Origin of the sequence: Azospirillum griseum (genome assembly GCF_003966125.1) — a bacterium.
In the GTDB taxonomy this organism is placed as follows: domain Bacteria; phylum Pseudomonadota; class Alphaproteobacteria; order Azospirillales; family Azospirillaceae; genus Azospirillum; species Azospirillum griseum.
In genome coordinates this window covers 18,574-43,304 of the sequence record NZ_RXMA01000021.1, presented here as the reverse complement: position 1 = coordinate 43,304, position 24,731 = coordinate 18,574, and the positions used below count along the sequence as shown (strand labels likewise).

General features: G+C 68.0%; 18 protein-coding genes and 2 CRISPR repeat arrays. Of the genes, 9 read left to right on the top strand and 9 right to left on the bottom strand.

Annotation, left to right across the window (positions count from 1 at the left end; translation table 11 throughout):
- Positions 1-69: 69 nt before the first annotated feature.
- From EJ903_RS19030 to EJ903_RS19005, 6 genes are all read left to right on the top strand, one after another.
- The gene (locus EJ903_RS19030) at positions 70-960 is read left to right on the top strand and encodes a LysR family transcriptional regulator (protein WP_126618488.1); all 891 of its coding nucleotides are present in this window, start codon (positions 70-72) and stop codon (positions 958-960) included.
- Between the two features lie 267 nt (positions 961-1,227).
- Positions 1,228-2,196 (top strand): galactofuranose ABC transporter, galactofuranose-binding protein YtfQ, encoded by a 969-nt coding sequence (gene ytfQ / locus EJ903_RS19025; RefSeq protein ID WP_281274767.1) that lies wholly within the window; start codon positions 1,228-1,230, stop codon positions 2,194-2,196.
- Between the two features lie 183 nt (positions 2,197-2,379).
- The gene (gene ytfR / locus EJ903_RS19020; RefSeq protein ID WP_126618411.1) at positions 2,380-3,921 is read left to right on the top strand and encodes a galactofuranose ABC transporter, ATP-binding protein YtfR; all 1,542 of its coding nucleotides are present in this window, start codon (positions 2,380-2,382) and stop codon (positions 3,919-3,921) included.
- A complete protein-coding gene (locus EJ903_RS19015; RefSeq protein WP_126618408.1) occupies positions 3,918-4,979 on the top strand; it encodes an ABC transporter permease in 1,062 nt (353 codons plus the stop codon). Before ytfR ends, EJ903_RS19015 begins: the two co-directional genes overlap by 4 nt.
- On the top strand, positions 4,976-5,953 hold the full coding sequence (gene yjfF, locus EJ903_RS19010; RefSeq protein WP_126618406.1) for a galactofuranose ABC transporter, permease protein YjfF: 978 nt from the start codon (positions 4,976-4,978) through the stop codon (positions 5,951-5,953). The genes EJ903_RS19015 and yjfF overlap by 4 nt, the downstream gene beginning before the upstream one ends.
- A 4-nt stretch (positions 5,954-5,957) precedes the next feature.
- Positions 5,958-7,016 (top strand): aldose epimerase family protein, encoded by a 1,059-nt coding sequence (locus EJ903_RS19005; RefSeq protein WP_246015746.1) that lies wholly within the window; start codon positions 5,958-5,960, stop codon positions 7,014-7,016.
- A gap of 204 nt (positions 7,017-7,220) precedes the next feature.
- Positions 7,221-7,736: a CRISPR direct-repeat array (repeat unit 28 nt; unit sequence GGTCTATCCCCACGGGTGTGGGGGAAAC).
- A gap of 213 nt (positions 7,737-7,949) precedes the next feature.
- Here the strand turns inward: EJ903_RS19005 and EJ903_RS19000 are convergent.
- The 8 genes from EJ903_RS19000 to cas1e all read right to left on the bottom strand — a co-directional run bounded on the left by EJ903_RS19000 (position 7,950) and on the right by cas1e (position 16,932).
- On the bottom strand, positions 7,950-8,708 hold the full coding sequence (locus EJ903_RS19000) for a type I-E CRISPR-associated protein Cas6/Cse3/CasE (RefSeq protein ID WP_126618404.1): 759 nt from the start codon (positions 8,706-8,708) through the stop codon (positions 7,950-7,952).
- The gene (cas5e, locus tag EJ903_RS18995) at positions 8,705-9,460 is read right to left on the bottom strand and encodes a type I-E CRISPR-associated protein Cas5/CasD (protein WP_210211479.1); all 756 of its coding nucleotides are present in this window, start codon (positions 9,458-9,460) and stop codon (positions 8,705-8,707) included. The genes EJ903_RS19000 and cas5e overlap by 4 nt, the downstream gene beginning before the upstream one ends.
- Positions 9,457-10,707: a type I-E CRISPR-associated protein Cas7/Cse4/CasC gene (gene cas7e / locus EJ903_RS18990; protein WP_126618402.1), complete on the bottom strand. Its 1,251-nt coding sequence runs from the start codon at positions 10,705-10,707 to the stop codon at positions 9,457-9,459. Before cas7e ends, cas5e begins: the two co-directional genes overlap by 4 nt.
- Entirely contained in the window at positions 10,704-11,273 is a 570-nt protein-coding gene (casB, locus tag EJ903_RS18985; RefSeq protein ID WP_126618400.1) for a type I-E CRISPR-associated protein Cse2/CasB, read from the bottom strand. The genes cas7e and casB overlap by 4 nt, the downstream gene beginning before the upstream one ends.
- Positions 11,270-12,874: a type I-E CRISPR-associated protein Cse1/CasA gene (locus EJ903_RS18980; RefSeq protein ID WP_126618398.1), complete on the bottom strand. Its 1,605-nt coding sequence runs from the start codon at positions 12,872-12,874 to the stop codon at positions 11,270-11,272. The genes casB and EJ903_RS18980 overlap by 4 nt, the downstream gene beginning before the upstream one ends.
- Positions 12,875-13,021: 147 nt before the next feature.
- Positions 13,022-15,760, bottom strand: coding sequence for a CRISPR-associated helicase Cas3' (gene cas3, locus EJ903_RS18975; protein ID WP_126618396.1), 2,739 nt, complete (start codon positions 15,758-15,760; stop codon positions 13,022-13,024).
- A complete protein-coding gene (cas2e, locus tag EJ903_RS18970; RefSeq protein WP_126618394.1) occupies positions 15,760-16,083 on the bottom strand; it encodes a type I-E CRISPR-associated endoribonuclease Cas2e in 324 nt (107 codons plus the stop codon). The genes cas3 and cas2e overlap by 1 nt, the downstream gene beginning before the upstream one ends.
- An 18-nt stretch (positions 16,084-16,101) precedes the next feature.
- The gene (gene cas1e, locus EJ903_RS18965) at positions 16,102-16,932 is read right to left on the bottom strand and encodes a type I-E CRISPR-associated endonuclease Cas1e (protein ID WP_126618392.1); all 831 of its coding nucleotides are present in this window, start codon (positions 16,930-16,932) and stop codon (positions 16,102-16,104) included.
- A 92-nt stretch (positions 16,933-17,024) separates the two neighbouring features.
- Positions 17,025-17,784: direct repeats of the CRISPR family, unit length 28 nt; unit sequence GTTTCCCCCACAGGCGTGGGGATAGACC.
- A gap of 91 nt (positions 17,785-17,875) precedes the next feature.
- On the opposite strand from cas1e, the gene EJ903_RS18960 reads away from it, so the two are divergent.
- Together EJ903_RS18960 and EJ903_RS18955 are read left to right on the top strand one after the other, a co-directional pair.
- On the top strand, positions 17,876-19,279 hold the full coding sequence (locus EJ903_RS18960) for an agenet domain-containing protein (protein ID WP_126618390.1): 1,404 nt from the start codon (positions 17,876-17,878) through the stop codon (positions 19,277-19,279).
- A 91-nt stretch (positions 19,280-19,370) separates the two neighbouring features.
- Positions 19,371-21,506, top strand: a complete 2,136-nt coding sequence (locus EJ903_RS18955) for a molybdopterin-containing oxidoreductase family protein (protein ID WP_126618388.1) — start codon at positions 19,371-19,373, stop codon at positions 21,504-21,506.
- A gap of 23 nt (positions 21,507-21,529) precedes the next feature.
- Here EJ903_RS18955 and EJ903_RS18950 read toward each other — a convergent pair whose 3' ends face one another.
- On the bottom strand, positions 21,530-22,972 hold the full coding sequence (locus tag EJ903_RS18950) for a helix-turn-helix domain-containing protein (protein WP_126618386.1): 1,443 nt from the start codon (positions 22,970-22,972) through the stop codon (positions 21,530-21,532).
- Positions 22,973-23,191: 219 nt separating this feature from the next.
- Here EJ903_RS18950 and EJ903_RS18945 point away from each other — a divergent pair, with 219 nt between their 5' ends.
- On the top strand, positions 23,192-24,724 hold the full coding sequence (locus tag EJ903_RS18945; protein ID WP_126618384.1) for an acyl-CoA carboxylase subunit beta: 1,533 nt from the start codon (positions 23,192-23,194) through the stop codon (positions 24,722-24,724).
- Positions 24,725-24,731: the final 7 nt, after the last annotated feature.

The following is a 24,731-nucleotide window of genomic DNA, read 5'->3' as shown; positions in this document are numbered from 1 at the left end:
AGCAATTATTGCGAAAACCGGATCAATGCCGGACCCATGATCCGGGGCAACGGCGGAGCGGCCCACACCATGAATTTCGAACTGATCGATTTGAAAGCCTTCGTCGCGGTGGCGGAATTGGGCAGTTTCCACCGGGCGGCCAAGCTGCTGAACCTGTCGCAACCGGCCTTGAGCCGCCGCATCCAGAAACTGGAAGACACGCTGGGGGTGGCGCTTCTGGAACGCTCCACCCGCCACGTCGCGCTGACCATGGTCGGGCGCGATTTCATCCCGAAGGTTCAGCGGCTGCTCGATGATTTTGAAAGCTCGCTGATGGGAATCCACGATTTGGGCACGCGCAGCGGCGGCCAGATCTCCATCGCGGCGGTGCCGACGACGGTGTTCTATTTCCTGCCCCGCGCCATCAGCGGATTCAGCGCCGCCTTTCCCCGCATCCGTTTCCGCATCCTCGATCTGGGGGCCAACGAGGGGTTGGAGGCGGTGGCGCGCGGCGAGGCGGATTTCGGCATCAACTTCATCGGCGCGTCACACCCCGACATCGATTTCCAGCCGTTGGCCGAGGATCCCTTCGTGCTGGCCTGCCGCCACGATCACCCGCTGGCGGGGCGGGAGTCGGTGTCGTGGGCGGAGCTGTCGGCGCACCGGATCATCACCGTGGGCCGGACCAGCGGCAACCGCGCCCTGATCGACACCACGCTGGCCGAACATGGGCTGAAGCTGACCTGGTCTTACGAGGTCATGCATCTGTCGGGGTCGCTGGGGTTGGTCGAAGCCGGTCTGGGCGTGGCCTTGCTGCCCAAGCTGGCGACTCCGGCGCAGGGCCACCCGATCATCCGCACCGTGCCGCTGAAACACCCCAACATCTCGCGCACCATCGGCATCGTCCGCCGCCACGGCGCGGTGCTGTCACCGATGGCCGCGCGTTTTCACGACACGCTGTTGGGGGCGTGGAAACCCTGAATCGGCCCCTGCCGAATGGCATAGATAATCATTTGAATATCAATATTATTATAAATCGCATTGGACAGTTATGGCATCGTTGCTTAAAGTGCGTTCATCAAACAATCATTGAAACGATCCACCGACCGAAGATGTCCAGGGACGGCCGGACCGACCCTGACTCTGCGACCCATCGTCAAACCCAATCGGGGCGCGTTGCGCCGTCCCGCACTGCGCCCCCTTGCGAAAACGACCCATAAAAATTTTAGGGAGTGAGGAACGATGTCCATGACCTGGCTGACGTCCGCCTTTGCCGCCACGGCGGTTGTCGCGCTGTGCGCCGGTTTCTCCCCGGCCCAGGCCGCCGGTGGCAAGCTGGTGGTCGGCTTCTCGCAGATCGGTTCGGAATCCGGTTGGCGCGCGGCGGAAACCAAGACCGCCAAGGCCGAAGCCGAGAAGCGCGGGATCGAGCTGAAGATCTCCGATGCCCAGCAGAAGCAGGAAAACCAGATCAAGGCCGTGCGCTCCTTTGTGGCGCAGGGCGTGGACGCCATCTTCATCGCCCCGGTGGTCGCCACCGGTTGGGACGCGGTGTTGAAGGAAGCCAAGGAGGCCAAGATCCCGGTCATCCTGCTCGACCGCCAGATCGAAACCAAGGACAACAGCCTGTATCTGACCGCCGTCACCTCCGACACCGTGCACGAAGGCCGGGTGGCGGGCGAATGGCTGGCCAAGAAGACCGGCGGCAAATGCCCGGTGGTCGAATTGCAGGGAACCGTCGGGTCCTCCCCCGCCATCAACCGCAAGAAGGGCTTTGACGAGGTCGTCGCCAAGAACCCCGGCATGAAGATCATCCGCACCCAGTCCGGCGACTTCACCCGCGCCAAGGGCAAGGAGGTGATGGAAAGCTTCATCAAGGCCGAAAATGGCGGCAAGGGCATTTGCGCCGTCTACGCCCACAACGACGACATGGCCGTCGGGGCCATCCAGGCGATCAAGGAAGCCGGTCTGAAGCCCGGCACCGACATCCTGGTCGTCTCCATCGACGCCGTGCCGGACATTTTCAAGGCGATGGCCGAGGGCGAGGCGAACGCCACCGTCGAACTGACCCCGAACATGGCGGGTCCGGCCTATGACGCGCTGATCGAGATGAAGAAGTCCGGCAAGGTGCCGCCGAAGTGGATCCAGACGGAATCCGCCCTCTTCACCCCGGACACCGCCAAGGCCGAGTACGAGCGCCGCAAGGACGCCTATTGATCGGATGTGAGTGACGGCGCTGTTGGGGGACGCGCCGGACGGACACGGGGGTTGCGGTGCCGGTGACGCGGGCACCGCAACCCCTGTTCCATCACGGGATCCCCGTCACCACAGGCTTGTTCTGGCCGCGTCGGCGATGGCGCGCGCGGCATCGCGTATCTGGTCCGTCCGGCGAGGTTTCTCATGACGAATCCCCACGCCCCGCCGCTGTTGGCGATCCGGGGGCTGTCCAAGGCGTTTCTTGGGGTCCAGGCGCTCGACGGCGTCGATTTCACCCTGCGCCACGGCGAAATCCATGCCCTGTTGGGGGAAAACGGGGCGGGCAAATCCACCCTCATCAAAACGCTGACCGGCGTCTACCAGCGCGACGGCGGGACCATCGCGCTGAACGGCGCGGAGATCGCGCCGCGCAGTGTGGAGGACGCCCAGCGCCTGAACATCGGCACGGTGTATCAGGAGGTCAATCTGCTGCCCAATCTGTCGGTGGCGGAAAACCTGTTCCTGGGGCGGCAGCCGATGCGCTTCGGGCTGGTGGACCGGGCGGCGATGCGGCGGCGCGCGCGCGCCATTCTGGACGGCTACGGCCTGTCCATCGACGTGGCCGCCCCGTTGCAACGCTTTTCCGTCGCCACCCAGCAGATCGTCGCCATCGCGCGGGCGGTGGACATGTCGGCCAAGGTGCTGATCCTGGACGAACCGACGGCCAGCCTGGACGCGCAGGAGGTGGCGGTGCTGTTCGATGTGATGCGCGGGCTGAAGGCGCGCGGCATCGGCATCGTCTTCGTCACTCATTTCCTCGATCAGGTCTACGCGGTGTGCGACCGCATCACCGTGCTGCGCAACGGGCGTCTTGTCGGGGAACGGCGCACCGCCGAACTGCCGCGCCTGGATCTGGTCGCCATGATGCTGGGCCGGGAGTTGGAGGCCGCCGCTCACCGGCTGGCCCAACCGACGCAGTTTGACGACAGCGCCCCGCCGCTGCTGCGGTTCCAGGGGGTGGGCAAGGCGCGCAGCGTCGCCCCCTTCGATCTGGACATCCGCCCCGGCGAGGTGGTGGGGTTGGCCGGGCTGCTCGGTTCGGGGCGCACGGAAACCGCGCGTCTGGCCTTTGGCGTGGACCGGGCGGACAGCGGAACCATCACCGTCGATGGCGCGCCGGTGGCGCTGCGCGGCCCGCGCGAAGCGATCCGGCTCGGCTTCGGTTATTGCCCGGAGGACCGCAAGAAGGAGGGCATCGTCGGTGAATTGTCGGTGCGCGAGAACATCATCCTGGCGCTCCAGGCCCGGCAAGGCTGGCTCAACCCCATCCCGCGCCGCCGCCAGGAGGAGATCGCCGACCGCTTCATCCGCCTGCTCGACATCCGCACGCCCGACGCCGAACGGCCGATCCAACTGCTGTCCGGCGGCAACCAGCAAAAGGCGCTGCTGGCGCGCTGGCTGGCGACCGAACCACGCTTCCTCATCCTGGATGAACCGACGCGCGGCATCGACGTTGGTGCGCACGCCGAAATCATCCGTCTGATCGAACGGCTGTGCGCCGACGGCATGGCGCTGCTGGTGGTGTCCTCGGAGTTGGAGGAGATCGTCGCCTACAGCCGCCGCGTCGTCGTTCTGCGCGACCGCCACCACGTCGCGGCGCTGAGCGGGGAGGATGTCTGCGTCGAGCGCATCGTCGCCGCCATCGCGTCCGAATCGTCCCCACCCGTTGCGGAGGCCCGACCGTGACCCTGTCCTCCTCCGCCCTGCGCCGCAACCTGCCGCAATGCGGCGCGTTGATCGCCGTGCTGTTGGCGAATTGGCTGCTGTTTCCCGATTTCTTTTCCATCCGCGTGCAGGATGGCCGCCTGTTCGGCAGCCTGATCGACGTGATGAACCGGGGCGCGCCGGTGGCGCTGCTCGCCATCGGCATGACCATGGTCATCGCCACGCGCGGCGTCGATCTGTCGGTCGGGGCCGTGATGGCGATTTCCGGGGCGATCGCCGCGACGATGACGCAAGCCGGGTGGAGCCTGCCGCTGGTGCTGCTGGCGGCCCTTGGGGCCGGGCTGCTGTGCGGGCTGTGGAACGGCGTGCTGGTCGCCGTGCTGCGCATCCAGCCGATCATCGCCACCTTGATCCTGATGGTGGCCGGGCGCGGCATCGCCCAGCTCATCACCGAGGGGCAGATCGTCACCTTTGTCAGCCCCGGTCTGGCCGCCATCGGCAGCGGGGCGGTGCTGACCGTGCCGACGCCGGTGGTGCTGACCGCCGCGACGCTGGCGGTGACGGCGCTGCTGGTGCGCGCCACGGCGCTGGGGCTGATGATCGAATCCGTCGGCGTCAACCGGCTGTCCAGCGCCTACGCCGGGGTGAACACGCCGGTGATCCTGATCGCGGTCTATGTCTGGTGCGGGCTGTGCGCCGCCGTCGCCGGGCTGATCGTCACCGCCGACATTCGCGGGGCCGACGCCAACAACGCCGGTCTGTGGCTGGAGCTGGACGCCATCCTGGCGGTGGTGGTCGGCGGCACCTCCCTGTTGGGAGGGCGGTTTGGCCTGCTGATGTCCATCGTCGGCGCGGCCATCATCCAGGCGATGAACACCGGCATCCTGCTGAGCGGTTTCAAGCCGGAATTCAACCTGATCGTCAAGGCGGCGGTGCTGATGGTGGTGCTGCTGGCGCAATCGCCCGCCCTGTCCCTGCTGCTGCCCCGCCCGCGCAGCCCGGCGAACGCGCGGCCCATCGCGGCCAAAGTGACCGGCAAGGCCCCCGGCAAAGCCCACAAGGAAGGATCCGCCCCATGATCCAGCGTTTCCTGCCGTTGATCGTCACCATGATGGTGCTGGTCGTCGGCTTTCTTCTGTGCGCGGCGCAGTTCCCAAACTTCGCGTCCTGGCGGGTGGTGGGCAATCTGTTGACCGACAACGCCTTTGTCGGCATCGCGGCGGCGGGCATGACCTTTGTCATCCTGTCGGGTGGGATCGATCTGTCGGTCGGCGCGGTGATCGGCTTCACCACCGTGCTGCTCGCCGTGCTGATCGAGCAGGTCGGCCTGCACCCGGCGGTCGCCTTTGCCGTTGCGCTGGCGGTCGGCACCGGCTTTGGCGCGGCGATGGGGGCGGTGATCCACTGGTTCCAGATGCCGCCCTTCATCGTCACGCTGGCCGGGATGTTCATCGCGCGCGGCGTCAGCTTTGTCCTGACCACCGATTCCATCCCGATCAACCACCCGCTCTACAGCGATCTCAACGATGTGGCGTGGCGTTTCGCCGCCGGGGGCCGCTTGAGCCTGCCCGCCATGCTGATGCTGGGGGTGTTCGCGCTGTCGATGCTGCTGGCCCATTGGACGCGGTTCGGGGCCAACATCTACGCGCTGGGCGGCAACCGCCATTCGGCGGAGCTGATGGGCGTGCCGGTGGCGCGGACGACGGTGGCGGTCTATGCCCTGTCGGGCCTGCTGGCCGGGCTGGCCGGGATCGTCTTTTCGCTCTACACCGGAGCGGGCTATTCGCTGGCGGCGACGGGGGTGGAGCTGGACACCATCACCGCCGTGGTCATTGGCGGCACGCAATTGACCGGCGGTTATGGCCTGGTGCTGGGGACCTTCGGCGGGGTGTTGATCCAGGGGCTGATCCAGACCTACATCACCTTCGATGGAACCATGAGCAGTTGGTGGACCAAGATCGCCATCGGCGTTCTGCTGTTCGTCTTCATCCTGTTGCAAAAGGGTTTGCTGGCGGTCTGGTCCGACCGTGGCGGCGAACCGGCGGAGGCCTGAGCCTGTGAGCATCCAGCCTGTGACCATCGACCGTTTCGTCTTCGACCACACCGCCGACGGCACCCCGGTGGAGGCTGTGACCCTGACCAGCCCGGCCGGGCTGTCGGCCACCCTGATCGCGCACGGCGCGCGTCTGGTCCGGCTGACCGCCCCCGACCGCGCCGGGGCGCTGGCCGATGTGGTGCTGGGCTTTGACCGGCTGGCGGACTACCTGGACAGCACCGCCTATTTCGGCGCGACCTGCGGGCGGTACGGCAACCGCATCGGCGGGGCCGCCTTCACCCTCGACGGCGTGCGCCATGGCCTGAGCGTCAACGAACCGCCCAACCATCTCCATGGCGGGGCCGATGGCTTTGACCGGCGGCTGTGGGCGATGGCGTTGGAGGAGGCGGAGAACGCCGTCACCTTCACCTTCCGCTCGCCCGACGGCGACCAGGGCTATCCGGGGGAACTGCTGGCCCAAACCCGTTACCGCCTGACGGCGGACGGGACGCTCGCCATCACCATGACGGCGACGACCGACGCGCCGACCATGGTCAATCTGGTCCATCACAGCTATTGGAACCTCGCCGGTCACGCGGCGGGCGACGCGCGCGACCATCGTTTGACCGTGCTGGGCGGCGCGATCACCCCGGTGGACAGCGGCCTGATCCCCACCGGCGAACGGTTGCCGGTGGACCAGACCCCGTTCGACCTGCGCAACGGGCCGCTGTTGGGCGACGCGCTTACCGCGCTGGGCGGAACGGTCGGTTTCGATCACAATTGGTGTGTGGATGGCGGCACCGGCGCTGTGCGCCCCGTGGCGCGGTTGGAACACCCGCCCTCGGGCCGCCGCCTGGAATTGTGGAGCGACCAGCCGGGCTTGCAGGTCTACACCGGCGGCTATCTCAGCGCGGCGATCATCGGCAAGGGCGGCCAAGCCTATTGCCCCTTCGCCGGGATTGCGCTGGAAACCCAGCGCTTCCCCAACAGCCCGAACATCGGCGCTTTCCCAACCGCCCGGTTGGATCCAGGGCAGCGGTATGTGCACCGGATGGAGTTGCGGTTGACGGCGGAGGGGTGATGAGCGGGGCTGTTTTGCCCACCCCCAACCCCACAGCGCGTCGGCTCTGCTGCACGACCTGATGGGAAATGGATCCCCCGGCGACGGTAGCCGCGTCGCCCCGCCCCAGGGTCTTACGGTCGACCGATGGGGGGCCGTTGCGCGCGACGCGCAATGATGAGCCGTGGCGCGCCATGTCGCAAGCCCATGCCGAGGGATCCCAGGGGTCTATCCCCACGGGTGTGGGGGAAACGCCGTCCGCTTCCGGCACTTCGGGGAAATCCAGGGTCTATCCCCACGGGTGTGGGGGAAACCCCACGAGAGACGAACTCATCGAGGCTGTGGAGGGTCTATCCCCACGGGTGTGGGGGAAACGCGGAGTTTGAGGTCAAGCCGTTTGCCGAACAAGGTCTATCCCCACGGGTGTGGGGGAAACTTGCCCCCGGCGACACCGCAATCAACCAGCACAGGTCTATCCCCACGGGTGTGGGGGAAACACAGATCGCGAGATCAGCCGAGAGGCCGACCAGGGTCTATCCCCACGGGTGTGGGGGAAACTGACCGTGTAGCTGAAGAGCTGTCCGCCGGTGGGGTCTATCCCCACGGGTGTGGGGGAAACCGGAGACACCATGGTTTGGAAATCGGACGAGGAGGTCTATCCCCACGGGTGTGGGGGAAACGCCATCTCGGCGAGATAGCGGTACAGCGCCGTGGGTCTATCCCCACGGGTGTGGGGGAAACTCTGTGCCGTAACTCCCTGCAAACATTCACTTGTCCAAGATTCCTTGGGTGAACAATACGCCGTGTTTTCCCTTTTTGCGAGAGGATTGTTGTGTGACGTGTCACGCGGTGCCGGGGTGGGGCCGGGATGGGTGATGCGCACCGGTCCCGGCCACCACTCTTGCGCAAGGCGTGTCGCCAAACGGTTTGCCCGGCGGTTCAGCGGGCTGGTTTTCAGCGGGCTGGTTGCAGCAGCAGCATGCCGAACCCGAACGCCCGGTGCCGTCCGACGCCGCGCGTGAGGGTGTCGATGAACTGGGCGCTGTCCGCCACCTGAAGCCGTCCGGTGAACAGGGCGTCCGGTTTGCGGACGGACCTCAGCGGGCGGGTGTCCCCAACCGCTGCGGCCCGGCGGGTCAGGCTGATCTGGCGCAGGGAGTCCAGGCGCAGATCCAGCACCGCCGCGCCGGGCAGGTGTGCCAGCAGCCAATCCCGGTAAATGGCCTGCCGATCCAGCAGCCCCGGCGTGGGGTCGGACGACCGATCCAGCGCGGCCAGAAAGGCGTCCACCTCCGATCCGGGGGATTTGTTCCGCGCGCCCCGCGCCAGGCGCACGGTCGGGCACACCCGGACCCGAAAGCCAAGCGCGAGGCCGGTCGGCAGGTGGATCGGCATCACCTTGTCCGCCGCCGCCGCCCAATCGACCGCCGCGTGGGCCAGCGGCGGGGCGGTCAGGTCCGCTTGCGCCTTCAACGCGGCCAGCGGAACCGGGCTGTAGGCCAGCAGATCCACCGCCCCCGGCGTTTGCGGGCGTGGCTGCAACACAAAGGGCTTTGGTGCCTGCGGCCCGAACAGGGCGGCCAGCAGGGCGTGCGCGGCATAACCGCCGTCGCCGTCCCGGATGTCGCCGTCCAGCCCATGGGCCAGGGCAAAGGCCGTCACCCGCCGCCCATCCAGCGGCAGTTGCAGCATGAACAGGGACTGTTCCGTCATGCCACCCCCCCGAGGTTGATGTGGCCCCGATGGACCCGCCGTTCGCCGCCATGGATCTGGTTGTGCCAATCCCGCCGGTCCACCAACCGCTGCTCTTCATCCTGCTTCGGGCCGCCGGTCTCCCCCGCCATCCATTCGGCCCAGACGCGGGGCACGGGGGCGGGGGCAGCGTCCTGATGCGGTTGCCGTGGCGGGCCAGCCAGCACGGCCCGCGCCGCGTCGAACAGGTTGGGCGCGCGGGTCACGGCCACCCCGATGAAATCGGCGGGCAGGCAGTGTTTCCGGCCAATGAACAACGGGCGGGCGGGCCGCTGCAAAGCGTCGAACAGCTCCGCCACCGTGGGGGTTTCGCTGGCCGGGGTCAGGTGGAGCAGCACCAGAACCGTGCTGTCCACCCGATGGTCGCGGTAGCGGATGTGGGTGCCGCGCGTCGCGGCCCCGCTGCCCTTGTCCTCCCGCCGGTTGCGGGTGGTCCAGCCGGTTCCGTTCATGAAGGTCTGGCTCAGATCCACGGTCTGGTAGTCGGTCAGCGTCTCCGCCTCCGGCGTCAGGTCCAGACACAGCGGGCGCAGCCGCGCCTGCAAACGGTTCAGCGCGTCGGCGTCGGCGTGCGACAGGCCCAGGGCGTTGCCCAGCAGGCCGGTCAGGGCGGCAACACCGGGGAACCGCTCCGTCGGCCCGCGTTCGTCGATCACCGGCCCGCCGAACGCCATCATCGGGGCCTGCAACCGCATGACCAGGATGTCGATCATGATGACGCGCCGCCCAGCGCCGCCGTGATCCGCCCGGTCAGGTCGGCCAGACCGGCGGTGCGGGTGGCGGGCAGATCCGTCACCGGCTCCAGGCTGGCGATCAGCCGCTGTTCACCGGCACCATACATGGCGTCGAAACGGGTGAGATACTCCGACAGGCGGGCGTTGGCCGTGGCCGCCAGATCGTCCCCGGTGGCGACGCGCACCGGCTTCAGAAAGGCGTTGGCCAGGGTGCGCGGCTGGCGGTCCCCCAACTCCACCAACACCGTGTGGGCGTAGGCGTAGGGCGCGGTCGAGCCGAGCTTCGCGCCGGGGGAGACGGAGGCGATCAGGCGGATCAGGCGTTCCACCACGCCCAGCGCCAGCGTGCGATCCGCCTGCTCCCATTCCCGCGCCGGGACGCCTTCCAGGTTGGACAGCAGCAGCGGCAGATCGATGACGACGTAGCCATAGAACAGGCCGCTGGTCAGCTCGCTGTCGCCCATCATGCCGCTGCCCAGTTCTCCCGCCGCCTTTTCCAGATCATCGACGGCGGTGAAGAATTCCGGCTCGCTGTCCTCCCCGTGCACGGTGAAGCTGTGGGCGACGTGGACGGCGGCGTCGCCGCGCGCCAGGATGTCGGACGTCACCATGCGGCCGAACAGCGCGGCGTCCAGCCCGCAGGCCAGACGCAACGCCTTGAAATTCGCCAGCGTTTCCTTGTCCTTGAACAGCGCCTCCACCGCCTTGCGCGCGTCCTTGGGCGTGGTGGCGGATTGCAGCAGGGCGCGCGCCTGCGACCGGATGAACTCCACCTCCGGGTGGCCCAGCACCAGCACCTGACCGGTTTTCAGATCGGCCAGGGGATCGCGGTCGGCCTCGGCGTCCTTCCCGGCCTCCTTGTCCTTGGCGTCCTTGCCCTTGGCCTTTTCAGCCTTGGCCTTGGCGCTTTCGCCCAGCAGCACGGCCTGGAACGCCTCCACCACCGCCAGGATGGCGTCGTCGGCGAAGCCCTCCGCCCGCAGCGGCTGGGCGATCTGCTGCACGAAGGTCTGACGCGACCGCACCGACATCGGGGCACCCAGCCCGTCCAGCGACCAGTCCCCCACCGCCGTGCGCCAATGCCGCTTCAGGCATTGCGACGACACGCGGGTGCGGTTGACGCCGCCGAAGGGCAGACGCTTGGCCCGGCCCACATCATCCCGGTTCAGCAGGGCGGCGGCGTAGGGGGTCAGGGTGTGGATTTGCAGAAAACGGGGAAGCGTCATGCTTCGTCTCCACCAGAATCGGGGGTGTCGGCTTTTTTGCCGGCGTTCAGGAAATACGGGCGGGCAAGCTGGATCGCCTGACGTTCCGCCCAATCGGGATCGCGGCCGGAGCGCGCCAGCACGAACAGCGCCAGATCGGCCCAGTCAAAGGCCAGCGCCTTGGCGGCGGACCAGCGGGCCAGGGTGCGCACCTCCACCGCCAGCCCTTCGCCCTCGGCCCGCAGCAGGCGCAGGAACCGGCCTTCGGGATAGCCCTGTTCGGCCAGCACCCGACCGGGCGGACGACCGATCCGGTGCGCGTCCGGGGCCATCACCGCCATGGCCTGGATGATGATGGCCCAGGCGCGTTCCTGGTGCTCGGGCAGGGGATCGGTGCCGAACCGGTCGGCCAGCAGGGTCCAGAAGACCGGCGACGGAACGCCCAGCGGGTCCATCCGGCGCAATTGCGCCATCGGGCCGGTGCCCAGGCGGTCCTTGGTCAGGGTCGCTGCCAGCGCGTTCACGGCCTCGCGCACCAGCGTCTCCAGCGTTTTCGGTGGTTTGGTTTGGGGGTCGGCGAGGGTCATGCCGCGTCCTCCGTCTGGGATTCGCCCGGCTCCGGCGCGTCAGGGTCGTCGCGCTTCGGCAGGGGCATGTTTTTGTTCATGACGCCCCGGTACAGGGCGTTGGCCAGGACCCGGCTGCGCTCCCGCCGGGCCGACGGGGGCGGCAATTGTTGGCAACCGCGTTCGAACGCCCGCTGCGACAGCCGGTGCAGGGAGCGCCACCAATCCAGGTTCGCGCGGTCCATCGCGTCGGCGTCGCGCGGGTCCGCGTCCTCCGCCTCCAAAATCCGCCACAGATGATCGAAGAAAACGCCGTCGATGGCCTCGTCCAGAGCCTCCAACATGTGCGTGGCGCGTTTGTCCTCGAAATTGATCTTCTCCGGCGCGCCCTGGATCTGACAGAGCAGGCCGGTTTTCACGGCCTTGAGGGTGGTTTTGGCGTCACCCACCATGCGCCGCGCCACCTCGTGCGCCCGCTCGCGGTCCCCCTCCCGCAGGATGCGCCGCATGGCCGCTGGTTTGAGCGGCAACACCCGGTCGTGCAGCCCCTCCGTCTTGCCCTGGCCGCGCACCAGGACGGACAGATGCAGGTGCATGGTCTGCGGATCGCCCGTCAGGGTGTGGACGGCGGCGGGAAGCTTGACCTTGGTCGTGTCAAACAGCAAATCGGCGACGCGGTCGTAGCGGAACCCCTCCCCGGACACGGTGTAGGCCCCGCCGGTGGCGAGGTTGATGGGAATCCACGGGTCGTCCAACAGCCCCTTCCGCTCCTTGGCCTCGACGCGGGTGCTGTCGCTGGGCCGCCCCAGGGCGACGCAGCGGCCATCGGCGTCGGTGATCAGGCGGACGCGGCGGCAGACCTCGACAAAGCAGGGGTCGAGTGTTGGAATCGGCAACGCCTCCTCCCGATCCCACGGCAGCAGCCAAAGCAGGCGGTGCGCGTCGGGGCCAAAGGCGTAGTCGTCGGGATGGTGTTTCCGCAAGTCGCGGCGCTGGTTCAAGGCCACGTCCACCGCGCGCCGGAACCGCGTGCCCCAGCTCATGCCGGGGACCAGTTCCAGCAGCATGCGGCTGCCGAAGCCGCCGTTCATGCGGGCGATGCCAAAATTCCCGCGCCCCAAAAACCCCTGGCTGGTTTGCAGACTGACCAGCGCGAACAGCCAGTGGTGCGGCTGCGCCGCGCCGATGCGGGCCTGTTTCACATCGTGGTTCTTGGCGGTGATCAGCACATCGACGCCGTCGGGCGTGCTGGCCAACGGCTGCATCCGCGCCCAGGCCGCCGCATCCCGGATGGGCGGTTGCAGCAGGGCCGGTTGCTGGTGGTCGGGGACCAGCAGCGACCACGCCGTGCCCTCCACCCCCGGCGTCAGCGCCAGCAACCGCCGGTGCCACTGGTCCGCGTCGATGGCGGCGGGCAATTCGCTTTGGTCGTCCACCGCCAGCGCCATGGCCGCGAGTTGAACGAGAAACAGGAACCAGGGCTGGCGCTGATGGGCCATCAGCCCCTCAAACCCCTCCACCCGGTCGGCGGACAGCAGGGCCAGAGCCTCGGGCAGGGTGGTCCAGGAGATGGCGTGTTCCATCTCCACCGGAATCAACTTTTCATCGGCAAGGTTGAGCATCGTCCTCGCTCTTCCGTGAGTGATCTGCACAACACCACATCAAGGGTTGTGGATCAGCGGGCAAGGATGACACCGCACGCAGAAAAAGCCGCACTCATCACCGGTTCGTTTCACCGGAGACGGCAAAGCCAGGAGAATGGCGCGCCGCTATCCCTCCAGCCGCCGCAAACCCATGCGGTCATAGACAAATTCAGTCTCTCCCACCCGCAGGGTCAGCCCCTCCGCCGTTGCGTTCACCACCGGGGTGGCGTCCGTCAATGGGTCGGGCAGCAGGTGGGCCGGGATGGTCAGGGCGGTGATGGGGGTGCCGAAGGCCCCGGTCGTGCCGGGGGGCAGCTCGACCCGGCGGTCGCGGGCACCCAGGCGGGTCGCCACGTCGTTGACGATCCCGCTGTCCTGCACCAGTCCCTCCGGCTGCCACGCGTCCCAGTCCAGCGTCACCAGACGGGCGAACTGGCGGTGGGCGCTGTCCTTGCCAAGGGTGTGGCCGTGATGGGCTTGCCAGACGCCCGGCCGCGTTCCCTCCCCATCAAGCCGCTCGGCGAGTGTCTTCAGCGCCTCCGGATGTGTGATGGATTCCACCAACTGGCGGTTCATCGTTGGAATCGTCCACAGCGGGGTTTCCGTGATCGCCGCCGCCGTTGCCGCCAGAGCCAGCAGGTTGCCGTAGACGGTCCCGATCCCGCTGCCCGCTCCCGGCTTGGCTTTGCCATCGTCGCGCAACCCCTCGGCCAGCGCCGCGACCGGGGGGCAGAGGATCAGGGCGCGCGGGTCGGCGCAGCCGCTGGGGCGGTCAGTGCGCCAGCGGTGGCGGTGCAGCCGCCCCAGACGTTGCAGCAGCACATCCGCCGGGCACAGGTCGGTGATGAGCAGATCGGCGTCGATGTCCAGGCTTTGCTCGGCCGTCTGGGTGGTGACGGCGATGCGGCCATGCGGGCAGCGTTCGCCGCCGAAATCGGCCTCCAGCGCGGTGTCGAGCGCGTGCCGGTCCTCGGCGGCGAAACGGGCGTGGTGGGGGGCGGGGCGGCCCGCGACCTGGAACACCAGATCCGGGTCGGGGCACAGGCGTTCCAGCGCGATTTGGGTGGCGACGGCGTCGCGCACCGTGTTGCGCAGGATGAGCACACGCGCGCCGTCCCGCGCCGCCGCGATGGCGGTGCCCAAGACATCCTCCAGCGCCGCCGGATCCTGCGGTTCCAACCGGACGGTGCGCGCCGGGCTGTCCGCCGCCAACGTCACCGCCCCCGCCCCGAACAGGCTGGGGTAGGGGGCCTCGGCGGCGGCGGTCAGAGCGGGGCGTGTGGTGTCGGTCAGACGCGCCCGCGCCACCGCGCCCAGGGTCGCCGACATCAGCAGGGCGATCCCCCCCGCCGCCCGGTGCTGGTCCAGCACATGGGTCAGCAGGGCGGTCATGTACGGATCCGAGGCGTGCACCTCATCGATGACCAGCAATTGGCGCAGCATGGCGGTGGAGCGCAGATGCGCCTGGCGGACCAGCATCCCGCCCATCAGCAACTGGTCGATGGTCCCGACCATCACGGGTCCGGCGAGATAGCGGCTGCTGTGCGCCGCCGCCCATCGCTGGTCGTCAAGCCGCGCGTCGTCGCCATCGGGCCAAGCGACGCGGTGGCCGGGCAGGCGCACCCCATCATCCCCATCCACCCGCAGATAACCGGGAACGGCCAGCCCGACCGGCGGGGCGTCGTCGCCCAGCGCCTCCGTCAGCAGCGCGTGGATGCGGCGGTGGATCTGCACGGCCGACGCGCGGGTGGGCAAGGCAAAATACATCCCATCCACCCGCCCGGCCCGCAGCAGGGACAGGAACAGGGCGACCGCCGCCTCCGTCTTGCCGCTGCCGGTGTCGGCCTCCGCCACCAGGGTGGCACCGGGGGGCAGCGCCGCCGCGTCCAGCGCCAGCATCGCGCTTTGCAGCGGACGCGGCTGCCAGGATTTGGCGGCGGCGGCGGGAAACACCCCGGCGAATCCCCAGGGCAGGGCGGCGGCGCGGCGTTGGCGGGCGGTGGCGTCCAGCCGCCGGGCGCGCAGCATCTCATCGGCCCGTGCGGTGGACCATGCGAACCGGTCGTCGGCCCAGGCCGACAGGTCCGCCAGCCCCATCAGGGGAAAGGCCCCGGTGTCGGACCCCAGCCAATCCGCCCACACCATCAACCCGGCCAGCGCGTGGGTGAAACGTGGGGTGATGGGCAGCGCGTCGCCCTCGTCCGCCGCGAAGGCCAGCGGGAACCAGCGGCGCACCCGTTGCGACAGATCGTCCAGCGTGGCCAGGGGGGCGTAGCCGTCCTTCGCCATCCAATCGCTTTTGTCCGGGGACGTCGATGGCTGCGACAGCGCGCCATGGTGGGCCAGGGCGGCGCTCAACACCATGAGGCTGGGTTCAAGGCTGAGATCGGGCGACCCCTCCGCAAACCACGCGCGCATGGATGAGTCGTGCAGCGCCTCCAACACACGGCTGTGCCGTTGCCGGTCCACCGCCGTCTGGGAACGACTGCACAGCAGCGACCAGAGCGGCCCGATGTGGCCGCCGCCCGCCGCCGGGTCGCCCTTGATGCGTTTTTGGAACCGCAGCGTGACCTTTCCCGCGTCGTGCAGGGCCGCCGCCACGGCCAGCCGGTCGCACGCCTGATCGGACAGATCATCCAACCCCGCCAACCGCGCCAACCGCCGCCGCTGGATCGGCCACCGCAGCAGGGCGCGGAAAGTGGCGGCGACGTCGGCGGAATGGTCGGCCAGGGTCAGGGCCATCGGCGGTTCCGCGCCCGCCTCTCCGCCCGCCGCGTCCCGTGTCCTCGTGTTCGACTTGGCCAGCGCCAGGGCGGGGGGCAGGCCGTCAAACGGGCCGGGATTTTGGGGTGAAGGCGCGCCCATCAGACAGCCCCCTCCGCCAGAACACCGTCCATCCGCAGCCGGGCCAGATACAGCCCATCGTGATCCACCAGTTCGCGCGCCGGTGTGCCGAGAAACGCCATCCCCAGCCCGCCCGGTGCGTTGCGATCCTGCCAAACCAGCACGACGCTGCCCTCCCCCAATTCGGCGTGCCAATCCGTCATCACCCGCCAGACGCGGGCGCGCACCCCGGCGGTCAGGCTGGGCGCGACGTACAGGCCGGGGGCCAGTTCCAGCATCACCGACGCCAGAAAGCCCCGGAACCGCTCCGGCACATCGCGCGTCACCAGCAGGGTCATGGGCATCGGCGGTGGCCTTTCCCGTCAGGTGGCGTCAAACAGGGTTTTGATCCGGTCGATCATGCCGGGAATCAGCCCATCGTCGCGAAAGGCGCGTCCGGCGATGCGGCGCACATGCCGTTCCAACGGAACCGTCGCGTCCTTTTCCGCCGCCTTCACCGCCTGGAAGGCGATGGGCAACGTCATGTGGTCCCGGTACAGGTCGGCGATGTCCAGGGTGAAGGCGTTGGCCGAATCCTCGTGGATGAAACCCAGTTGCGGCACGGCGGCGGTGGCCGCCACGGCCAGCGCCGCCGCCGCTTCCACCGCCGTGGCGGCGTTGGGGTTGGCCCGGTCGTACCGCCGCCCGTCCCACCCCACCCCGTACCGTTTGGCGATCAGCCGATAGGTTTCCTTCATCCGCGCGCCTTCGATCCCGCGCAGAACGGCGATGTCCTGGTGGGGCAGCACCTCCCCCAACCGCCAGGCGTACAGGCGGCGGGCGATGGACAGGCGCGCGTCGGCGTCGGCCCACACCCGCGCCTGCCGCCGCGCGACGCCGCTGTCGTCCGCGCCCAGCGGCGGGGCGGTGTAGGCCCGGACCCCGTCATCCCCCACCGCCGCCAAGCCGGTGCCGTGGCGCGCCATCAGGCGCAGCGCATCGTGGCTGACCGTGCTGCCCGGCCCCAACAGGATCAGGCTGATGCCCTGAAAGGGAATGTCGTAACACCCGGCGGGCAGGTCCGGCCCCCCGGCGGTGGCAAAGCGCAGACAGCCCCGCTCCACCGTCAGCGCCCCGCGCGACAGCCAGATCAGGCCATGGCGATCCGCGTGCGGCACCCGCGCCGTCTCCAGCCCCAACCGCCCTTTCAGCATGAATTTTCTGCTCGCAAAAGGAGAAGCCCTGCGATATTATTCACCCGTCGGATCTTGAACAAGTGAATTTTTGCAGAGAGTTAGAGGAGAGAGTTTCCCCCACAGGCGTGGGGATAGACCCTTAGCGCATTTCTTTGCCTCACCCCCTTCACCGTTTCCCCCACAGGCGTGGGGATAGACCTGGCTAAGCAAGTCGCCGCGCAACAAGACCCTAGTTTCCCCCACAGGCGTGGGGATAGACCCGCTGTTTGCGTAGTCTTGAAGCGCGAAAGCCAGTTTCCCCCACAGGCGTGGGGATAGACCCGTGAAGGGGATGGACACGCTTTCGCCATCCCAGTTTCCCCCACAGGCGTGGGGATAGACCTGTTTATCGCGGACAGGCGACCACCGTTTTCACGTTTCCCCCACAGGCGTGGGGATAGACCCGCCCGGAGCGTCATCGGGTATTATCTCACGTAGTTTCCCCCACAGGCGTGGGGATAGACCCCTGAGAAAGGCAGGCCGGAATATTCCCCTTGCGTTTCCCCCACAGGCGTGGGGATAGACCCCGCTCCGACGGTTCCAGCCGGACCCATTCGGAGTTTCCCCCACAGGCGTGGGGATAGACCCGGGTCCGGCGGGCTTTGGGCGCAGTTCTCAACGTTTCCCCCACAGGCGTGGGGATAGACCCGGCGTTGCGGACCTTGCAACACCCCGCGCAACGTTTCCCCCACAGGCGTGGGGATAGACCCACCTCGGAAAACCGCGTCTTGTTCTGCGATGCGTTTCCCCCACAGGCGTGGGGATAGACCTTGGGTGAAGGAGGCGGAGTTCTGGTTCCCCGGGTTTCCCCCACAGGCGTGGGGATAGACCCATTGCCGCCGCGCCGACGCATCCACGGTTCGGCTTGACGGCGGTGATTGGCTTGCGGTTTTGTTCGGGGGATTGTGGAGAGGATGGTGTCATGGTCCCGTGGCTTGGCCGCTTGTGTCTGCTGGTTGGGCTGCTGCTGCCCCACAGCGCCCCCGCTGTTGTCATTCTGGACAGCACATGGCGGGAGGAGGGGGGCCGCCCGGACCGCGAGAACGCCGGGTTCGGCGCGCACATCCGGTTGGCGCAGGAACCGCAATTCCGCTCCGTGCTGTCCATTTCGCTGGATGGGGGGACCAGTTGGGGCGACGGCTCCGGCACCTGGATCGGCAACGACGACCGCCACGCCTACATCCTGACCTCCGCCCACAATTTCGACGAGACGGAGGTGGAGGAGGCGCGGTTCCGCACCGACGACGGCACGGTGCTGCGGGCCGATCGCCTGTGGATTCATCCCGATTACGATTCCAACGACGATTGGAGCGGGCGCGACGCCGCCATCGTCCGCCTGACCCGCCCGATCACCCATCTCGGTCCGCAGCCGGTGCTGTATGGCGGGCGGGGCGAAAAGGGCCACGTCATCACCTTCGTCGGCTATGGCACGCGCGGCATCGGATCGGTGGGGGAGGACGAGCAGCGCTTCAACACCGGTTTGGACAAGGCCGCCGCCCAGGGCTTCGTGGACGAGGTCGAGCCGTTGCGCCGCCCCACCGATGACCAGGACGCGGGCAATTCGCTGGCGGTCTTCCTGCCGCGCGAGGATGGCCGGATCGAAAACCCGCTGGGCAGCGACTATCGCAGCCGTCCGGCGTCGCGGCTGGTCGGGCTGCTGGGCAGCGGCGACAGCGGCGGGTCGGCCTGGATGCAGGATGGCGGGCGCTGGGTGATCGTCGGCATCAACACGGCGGGCGACGGCAAGGCCGGGTATGGCGATTCCTCCTGGTTCGTCCGCATCAACGGGATCCGGCCCTGGATCCAGAAAACCTTCCCCGGTGCGGCCTTCTCCGACCAGGACACCGCACCGGCGGCGATGGTCGCGGCGGCGGTTCCAGCGGCTCCCGCCATCCCCAACGCCATCGCCAGCGCGGAGCCGCCCGCGCGGGTGGGGGTGCGCCCGACCGGAACCGGGGCCGACTCCCCGGCGGGTCTGTGCGCGCCGCGCGCCCGCGTCTTCGTCTGGTCCGAAGACGCGTGGTACACGGGCCGCGCCCGTGGCCCGGCGCGGGACGGACGCTGCCGCGTGCGGTTGGAGGACGCCGACGAGGACGACGACGACGAGATGGTGGATGCCGAGGATCTGGTGGCCTGGACCGCCCAGGGGCCGGGCCGGGCCGTCACCGCCTGTCAGGTCGGTCTGACCGTGGTGGCGGAGGACAACGGCGTGTGGTTCCCCGGCGAGATCAAGCGCGCCAAGGGCAACGCCTGCGTCGTCGCCTACGACGACGAGGATTTCGACGATGAGAGCCTGCCGCTGGAGCGGATCCGACGCCTGCGGTGAGGATGGTCACGGGCATCGGAGTTGACCCCGCGTTCGCCCCCCGTTGCAGGCTGTGCTACACCGGGGGCGACGACCGACCGAAAGCCCGCCCATGCCCGCCCCTCTGCCCAGCGCCCCCCGCATCCACGCGTCCGTCTGCCCGCACGATTGCCCGTCCACCTGCGCGCTGGAGGTGGAGATCCACGACCACCCGGCGGCGGATGGGTCGGGGGAGTGCGGCGGCAAACGGGTCGGGCGTGTGCGCGGGGCGGCCGATCACAGCTACACCGCCGGGGTCATCTGCGCCAAGGTCGCCCGCTACGCCGAACGCATCCACCACCCCGACCGGCTGACCCAGCCGCTGCGCCGGGTGGGGGCCAAGGGATCGGGCGACTTCGCCCCCATCGGCTGGGACGAGGCGCTGGACATCGTGGCGGAGCGCTTCACCGCCGCCGAGCAGCGCTGCGGCTCGGAAAGCGTCTGGCCCTATTTCTACGCCGGAACCATGGGGCTGGTGCAGCGCGACGGCATCAACCGGCTGCGCCACGCCAAACGCTATTCGGGCTTTTTCTCCACCATCTGCACCAACCCGGCCTGGTCGGGCTTCCTGGCCGGGGCCGGGCGGCTGGCCGGGGTGGACCCGCGCGAGATGGCGCGCTCCGACCTGATCGTCATCTGGGGGACCAACCCGGTTTCGACGCAGGTCAACGTCATGACCCACGCCACCCGCGCCCGCAAGGAGCGGGGGGCGAAGATCGCCGTCGTTGACGTCTACCGCACCCCGTCGATGGAGCAGGCCGACATTCCCCTGCTGATCCGGCCGGGAACCGATGGTGCCCTGGCCTGCGCGGTGCTGCACGTGCTGTTCCGCGACGGGCTGGCCGACCGCGCCTATCTGGCCAGCCACGCCGCCGACGCGCAGGGGTTGGAAGCCCATCTGGCCGACCGCAGCCCGGCGTGGGCGGAGGCCATCACCGGCCTGCCCGCCGCCGAGATCGAAGCCTTCGCCCGGTTGGTCGGGCAAACGCCGCGCGCCTTTTTCCGGCTCGGCTATGGCTTCACCCGCTCGCGCAACGGGGCGGTGAACATGCACGCCGCCTCCTGCATCCCCGTGGTCAGCGGCGCGTGGCAGCATGAGGGCGGTGGGGCCTTTCACACCAACGGCGCGATCTATCACTGGAACAAGACGCTGATCGAGGGGCTGGATCTGCGCGACCCGTCGGTGCGGATGCTCGACCAGTCGCGCATCGGCCCGATCCTGGACGGCGACGCCGACGCGCTCGCGGGCGGGCCGCCGGTGACGGCGCTGCTGATCCAGAACACCAACCCGATGGCCATCGCCCCCGACCAGACCCGCGTCCGGCGCGGCTTCGCCCGCGACGACCTGTTCGTCTGCGTCCACGAACAATTCATGACCGACACGGCGCGGATGGCCGACATCGTGCTGCCCGCCACCATGTTTCTGGAACACGACGACCTCTATCAGTCCGGCGGCAACCAACACATCCTGTTCGGCCCGGCGCTGCTCGACCCGCCGGGGCAATGCCGGTCCAACCACGCCGTCATCACCGCGCTGGCCCAGCGGCTGGGGGTGGATCAGCATCCCGGCTTCGCCATGACCGCGCGCGACCTGATCGACGCCACGCTGGACGCCTCGGGCTGGGGGCGGCTGGAGGCGCTGGAACAGGCCCGCTTCATCGACGCGCAGCCTGATTTTCGCACCGCCCATTGCTTGGACGGTTTCCACTGGCCCGACGGGCGGTTCCGGCTGAAACCCGATTGGACCGGGCTGACCTACCCCGCGCCCGCGCAATTCGGCCCGGTGGCCGACATGCCCGCCTACCCCGACCATTGGGCGGTGATCGAGGCGGCGGACGACGACCACCCCTTCCGTCTGGTGACGGCCCCGGCCCGGACCTTCCTGAACAGCAGCTTCACCGAAACGCCGGGATCGCAGGCGCGCGAGCGGCGGCCCACCCTGATGATCCACCCCGACGACGCGGCGGGGCAGGGGCTGGCCGACGGCGACCGGGTGGAGGTGGCGAACCGGCGCGGGGCGGTGATCCTGCACGTCCGTCTGTTCGACGGGCTGCGGCGCGGCGTGGTCATCGCCGAATCGATCTGGCCCAACAATGCCCATCAGGGCGGGCGGGGCATCAACAGCCTGACCGGGGCCGACCCCGTCGCCCCCTTCGGCGGGGCCGCCGTCCACGACAGCCACGTCCGCCTGCGCCGCTGCCCTGATTAGACGATATGGCGGAAGCGGGTATTCTATTTTTTCCCTGCCTGATCGAACAGATAGGGCACGAAGCTGCGGTGGTGTTCGTTCACGCGCAGGGCGCTGCCGATGGGGGGGAAGGCGCGTTGCTGGCAGTCGGTGCGCTCGCACAGGCGGCAGTTGACGCCGATCGGCACGGCGGCCTTGACGTCGCTGGTGTCGATCCCGGCGGCGTAGACCAGCTCTGAGGCGTGGCTGGTCTCGCAGCCCAGCCCGACGGCGAATTGCCGGGAGGGTTTCAGATAAGCCCCGCCGCGTTTGGTGACGGTGCGGGCGATGCTGATGTAGGTGGTGCGGTCGGGCATCTGGGCGAACTGCACCAGGATTTTGCCGGGCTGGGCAAAGGCGTCGTGCACGTTCCACAGCGGACAGGCCCCGCCGAAACGGGCGAAGTGGAAGCGGGTGGCGGAGTGGCGCTTGGTGATGTTCCCGGCCATGTCCACCCGCACGAAGTAGAAGGGCAGGCCGCGCGCGCCGGGCCGTTGCAGGGTGGACAGCCGGTGACAGACCTGCTCGAAGCTGGCGGAAAAGCGGCTTTGCAACTGCTCGACATCGTGGCGCAGCGCGCGGGCCTGGGCGGCGAAGGCGCGGTAGGGCATGACCAGCGCGCCCGCGAAGTAATTCGCCAAACCGACCCGGCAGACCGACCGGGCGTCGTCGCTGGAGAATTTCGCCTGTTCGACCAGCTGGTCGATGACGTCGCCAAACCCCAACAAAGCGATCTGGTTGGCCATGTGAAAGGCCCGGCTCGGCCCGTTCAGCAAAGCGGACAGCCGCAGCGTGCCGGTGGTGGAATCATAGCTGCGCATGGCGGTGTCGCCCGCCTCGTCGGCGACGATCTTCACCCGCACGTCGTGGCGGCGCTTCAGATAAGCGGCCAGCTCGTTCAGCAGAAAGCCGGAATGGATCTTCTCATCGTTCCACAGCTTTTCCGCCGCCTCGTCCAGCGGGCCGATGTAGTTGTTGCAGTAATGGAAATAGTCCCGCACCTCCTCATAGGGGAATTGCGGCCCGGCGAACGCGTCGCCCGTTTCCTGGTTGGACAGGCTGTCGGCCAGCGAATGCACCCGTTCGTGCAGCTTCTGATAGGCTTGGTGCAGGCTGAGAACCCGGCGGGCCAGCTCCGGGCTGGATCCCACCGCGCTGCGCAGCTCCGCCGTGGTCAGCGGCGCACCGGCGAACAGCGGGTCGGCCAACGCCTCGCGCAGATCGGCGACCAGCCGACTGTCCTCATCCTCGACGAAATTGGTCAGCTCCACCTCGAACACGCTGGAGATTTTCAGCAGCACCGGCAGGGTCAACGGGCGCTGGTTGTTTTCCAACTGGTTCAGATAGCTGGGCGACAGATCGAGCGTTTTGGCCAACACGGCCTGGGTCATTCCACGCTGTTCGCGCAGGCGGCGGAGCTTGTAGCCAAGGAAGAGTTTCTTTTGCATACGTGCGATTCTCCGCCTCTGGAATTCCGCCATTCTTCGCAGATTTTGCAAAATCAAACTCAGCATTGCAAAGACATTCGCAACATCGCACGTTTTTGCGAAGAGGCCGTTTGAACCCATGCGAAGTTTGTGAATAATCCGCCTCGATCCGGTGAGGGAACGCGTCTGCCGCAGCCGGGGCGGGGGATCAGGACGCGACGACAGGATTGGAAACGCCCGATGCAAGACATTCTGGCCAAGTTGGAGTCCATGCGCGCCGGGGCGCGGCTGGGCGGCGGGGAAAAGCGCATCGCCGGGCAGCACGCCAAGGGCAAGCTGACCGCGCGCGAGCGCATCGACCTGTTCCTGGACGAAGGGTCGTTCGAAGAGTTCGACATGTTCGTCGAACACCGCTGCATCGACTTCGGCATGGAAGGCCAGAAGGTTCCCGGCGACGGTGTCGTCACCGGCCACGGGACCGTCAACGGTCGTCTCGTCTTCGTGTTCAGCCAGGATTTCACCGTGTTCGGCGGCTCGCTGTCCGAGGCGCACGCGGAAAAGATCTGCAAGATCATGGATCAGGCGCTGAAGGTTGGCGCGCCGGTGATCGGCCTGAACGACAGCGGCGGCGCGCGCATCCAAGAGGGTGTGGCCTCGCTGGGCGGTTACGCCGAGGTGTTCCAGCGCAACGTCGATGCCTCCGGCGTCATCCCGCAAATCTCCCTGATCATGGGGCCGTGCGCGGGCGGGGCGGTCTATTCCCCCGCCATGACCGACTTCATCTTCATGGTGAAGGACAGCTCCTACATGTTCGTCACCGGCCCGGACGTGGTGAAGACCGTCACCCACGAGGTCGTGACCGCCGAGGAGCTGGGCGGGGCCATCACCCATTCCACCAAGTCGGGCGTGGCCGATCTGGCGTTTGAAAACGATGTGGAAGCGCTGCTGCAACTGCGCCGCTTCGTCGATTTCCTCCCCTCCTCCAACCGCGAAAAGGCCCCGGTGCGCCCCTGCACCGATCCGCTTGACCGCGACGACCTGTCGCTCGACACGCTGGTTCCGGAAAACCCGAACAAGCCCTACGATATGAAGGAACTGATCCTGAAGATCGTGGACGAGGGCGATTTCTTCGAACTTCAGCCGGAATACGCCAAGAACATCATCATCGGCTTTGGCCGCGTGAACGGCTCGACCGTTGGCGTGGTCGCCAACCAGCCGATGGTTCTGGCCGGGTGCCTGGACATCGACAGCTCCAAGAAGGCCGCGCGCTTCGTGCGCTTCTGCGACGCGTTCGAAATTCCCATCCTGACCCTGGTGGACGTCCCCGGCTTCATGCCCGGGACCAGCCAGGAGTACAACGGCATCATCAAGCACGGGGCCAAGCTGCTCTACGCCTACGCCGAGGCCACCGTGCCGAAGGTGACGGTCATCACCCGCAAGGCCTATGGCGGTGCCTATGACGTGATGTCGTCCAAGCATCTGCGCGGCGACATCAACTACGCGTGGCCGACGGCGGAAATCGCCGTTATGGGGTCGAAGGGCGCGGTCGAGATCATCTTCCGCGCCGACATCGGCGATGCGGAAAAGATCGAGGCGCGGACCGAAGAGTACCGTCAGAAATTCGCGAACCCCTTCGTCGCGGCTTCGCGTGGCTACATCGACGACGTCATCATGCCGCACGGCACCCGCCGCCGCGTTGCCAAGGCGCTGTCCATGCTGAAGAACAAGCAGCTCCAGAACCCCTGGCGCAAGCACGACAACATTCCGCTGTGAGGGCTGG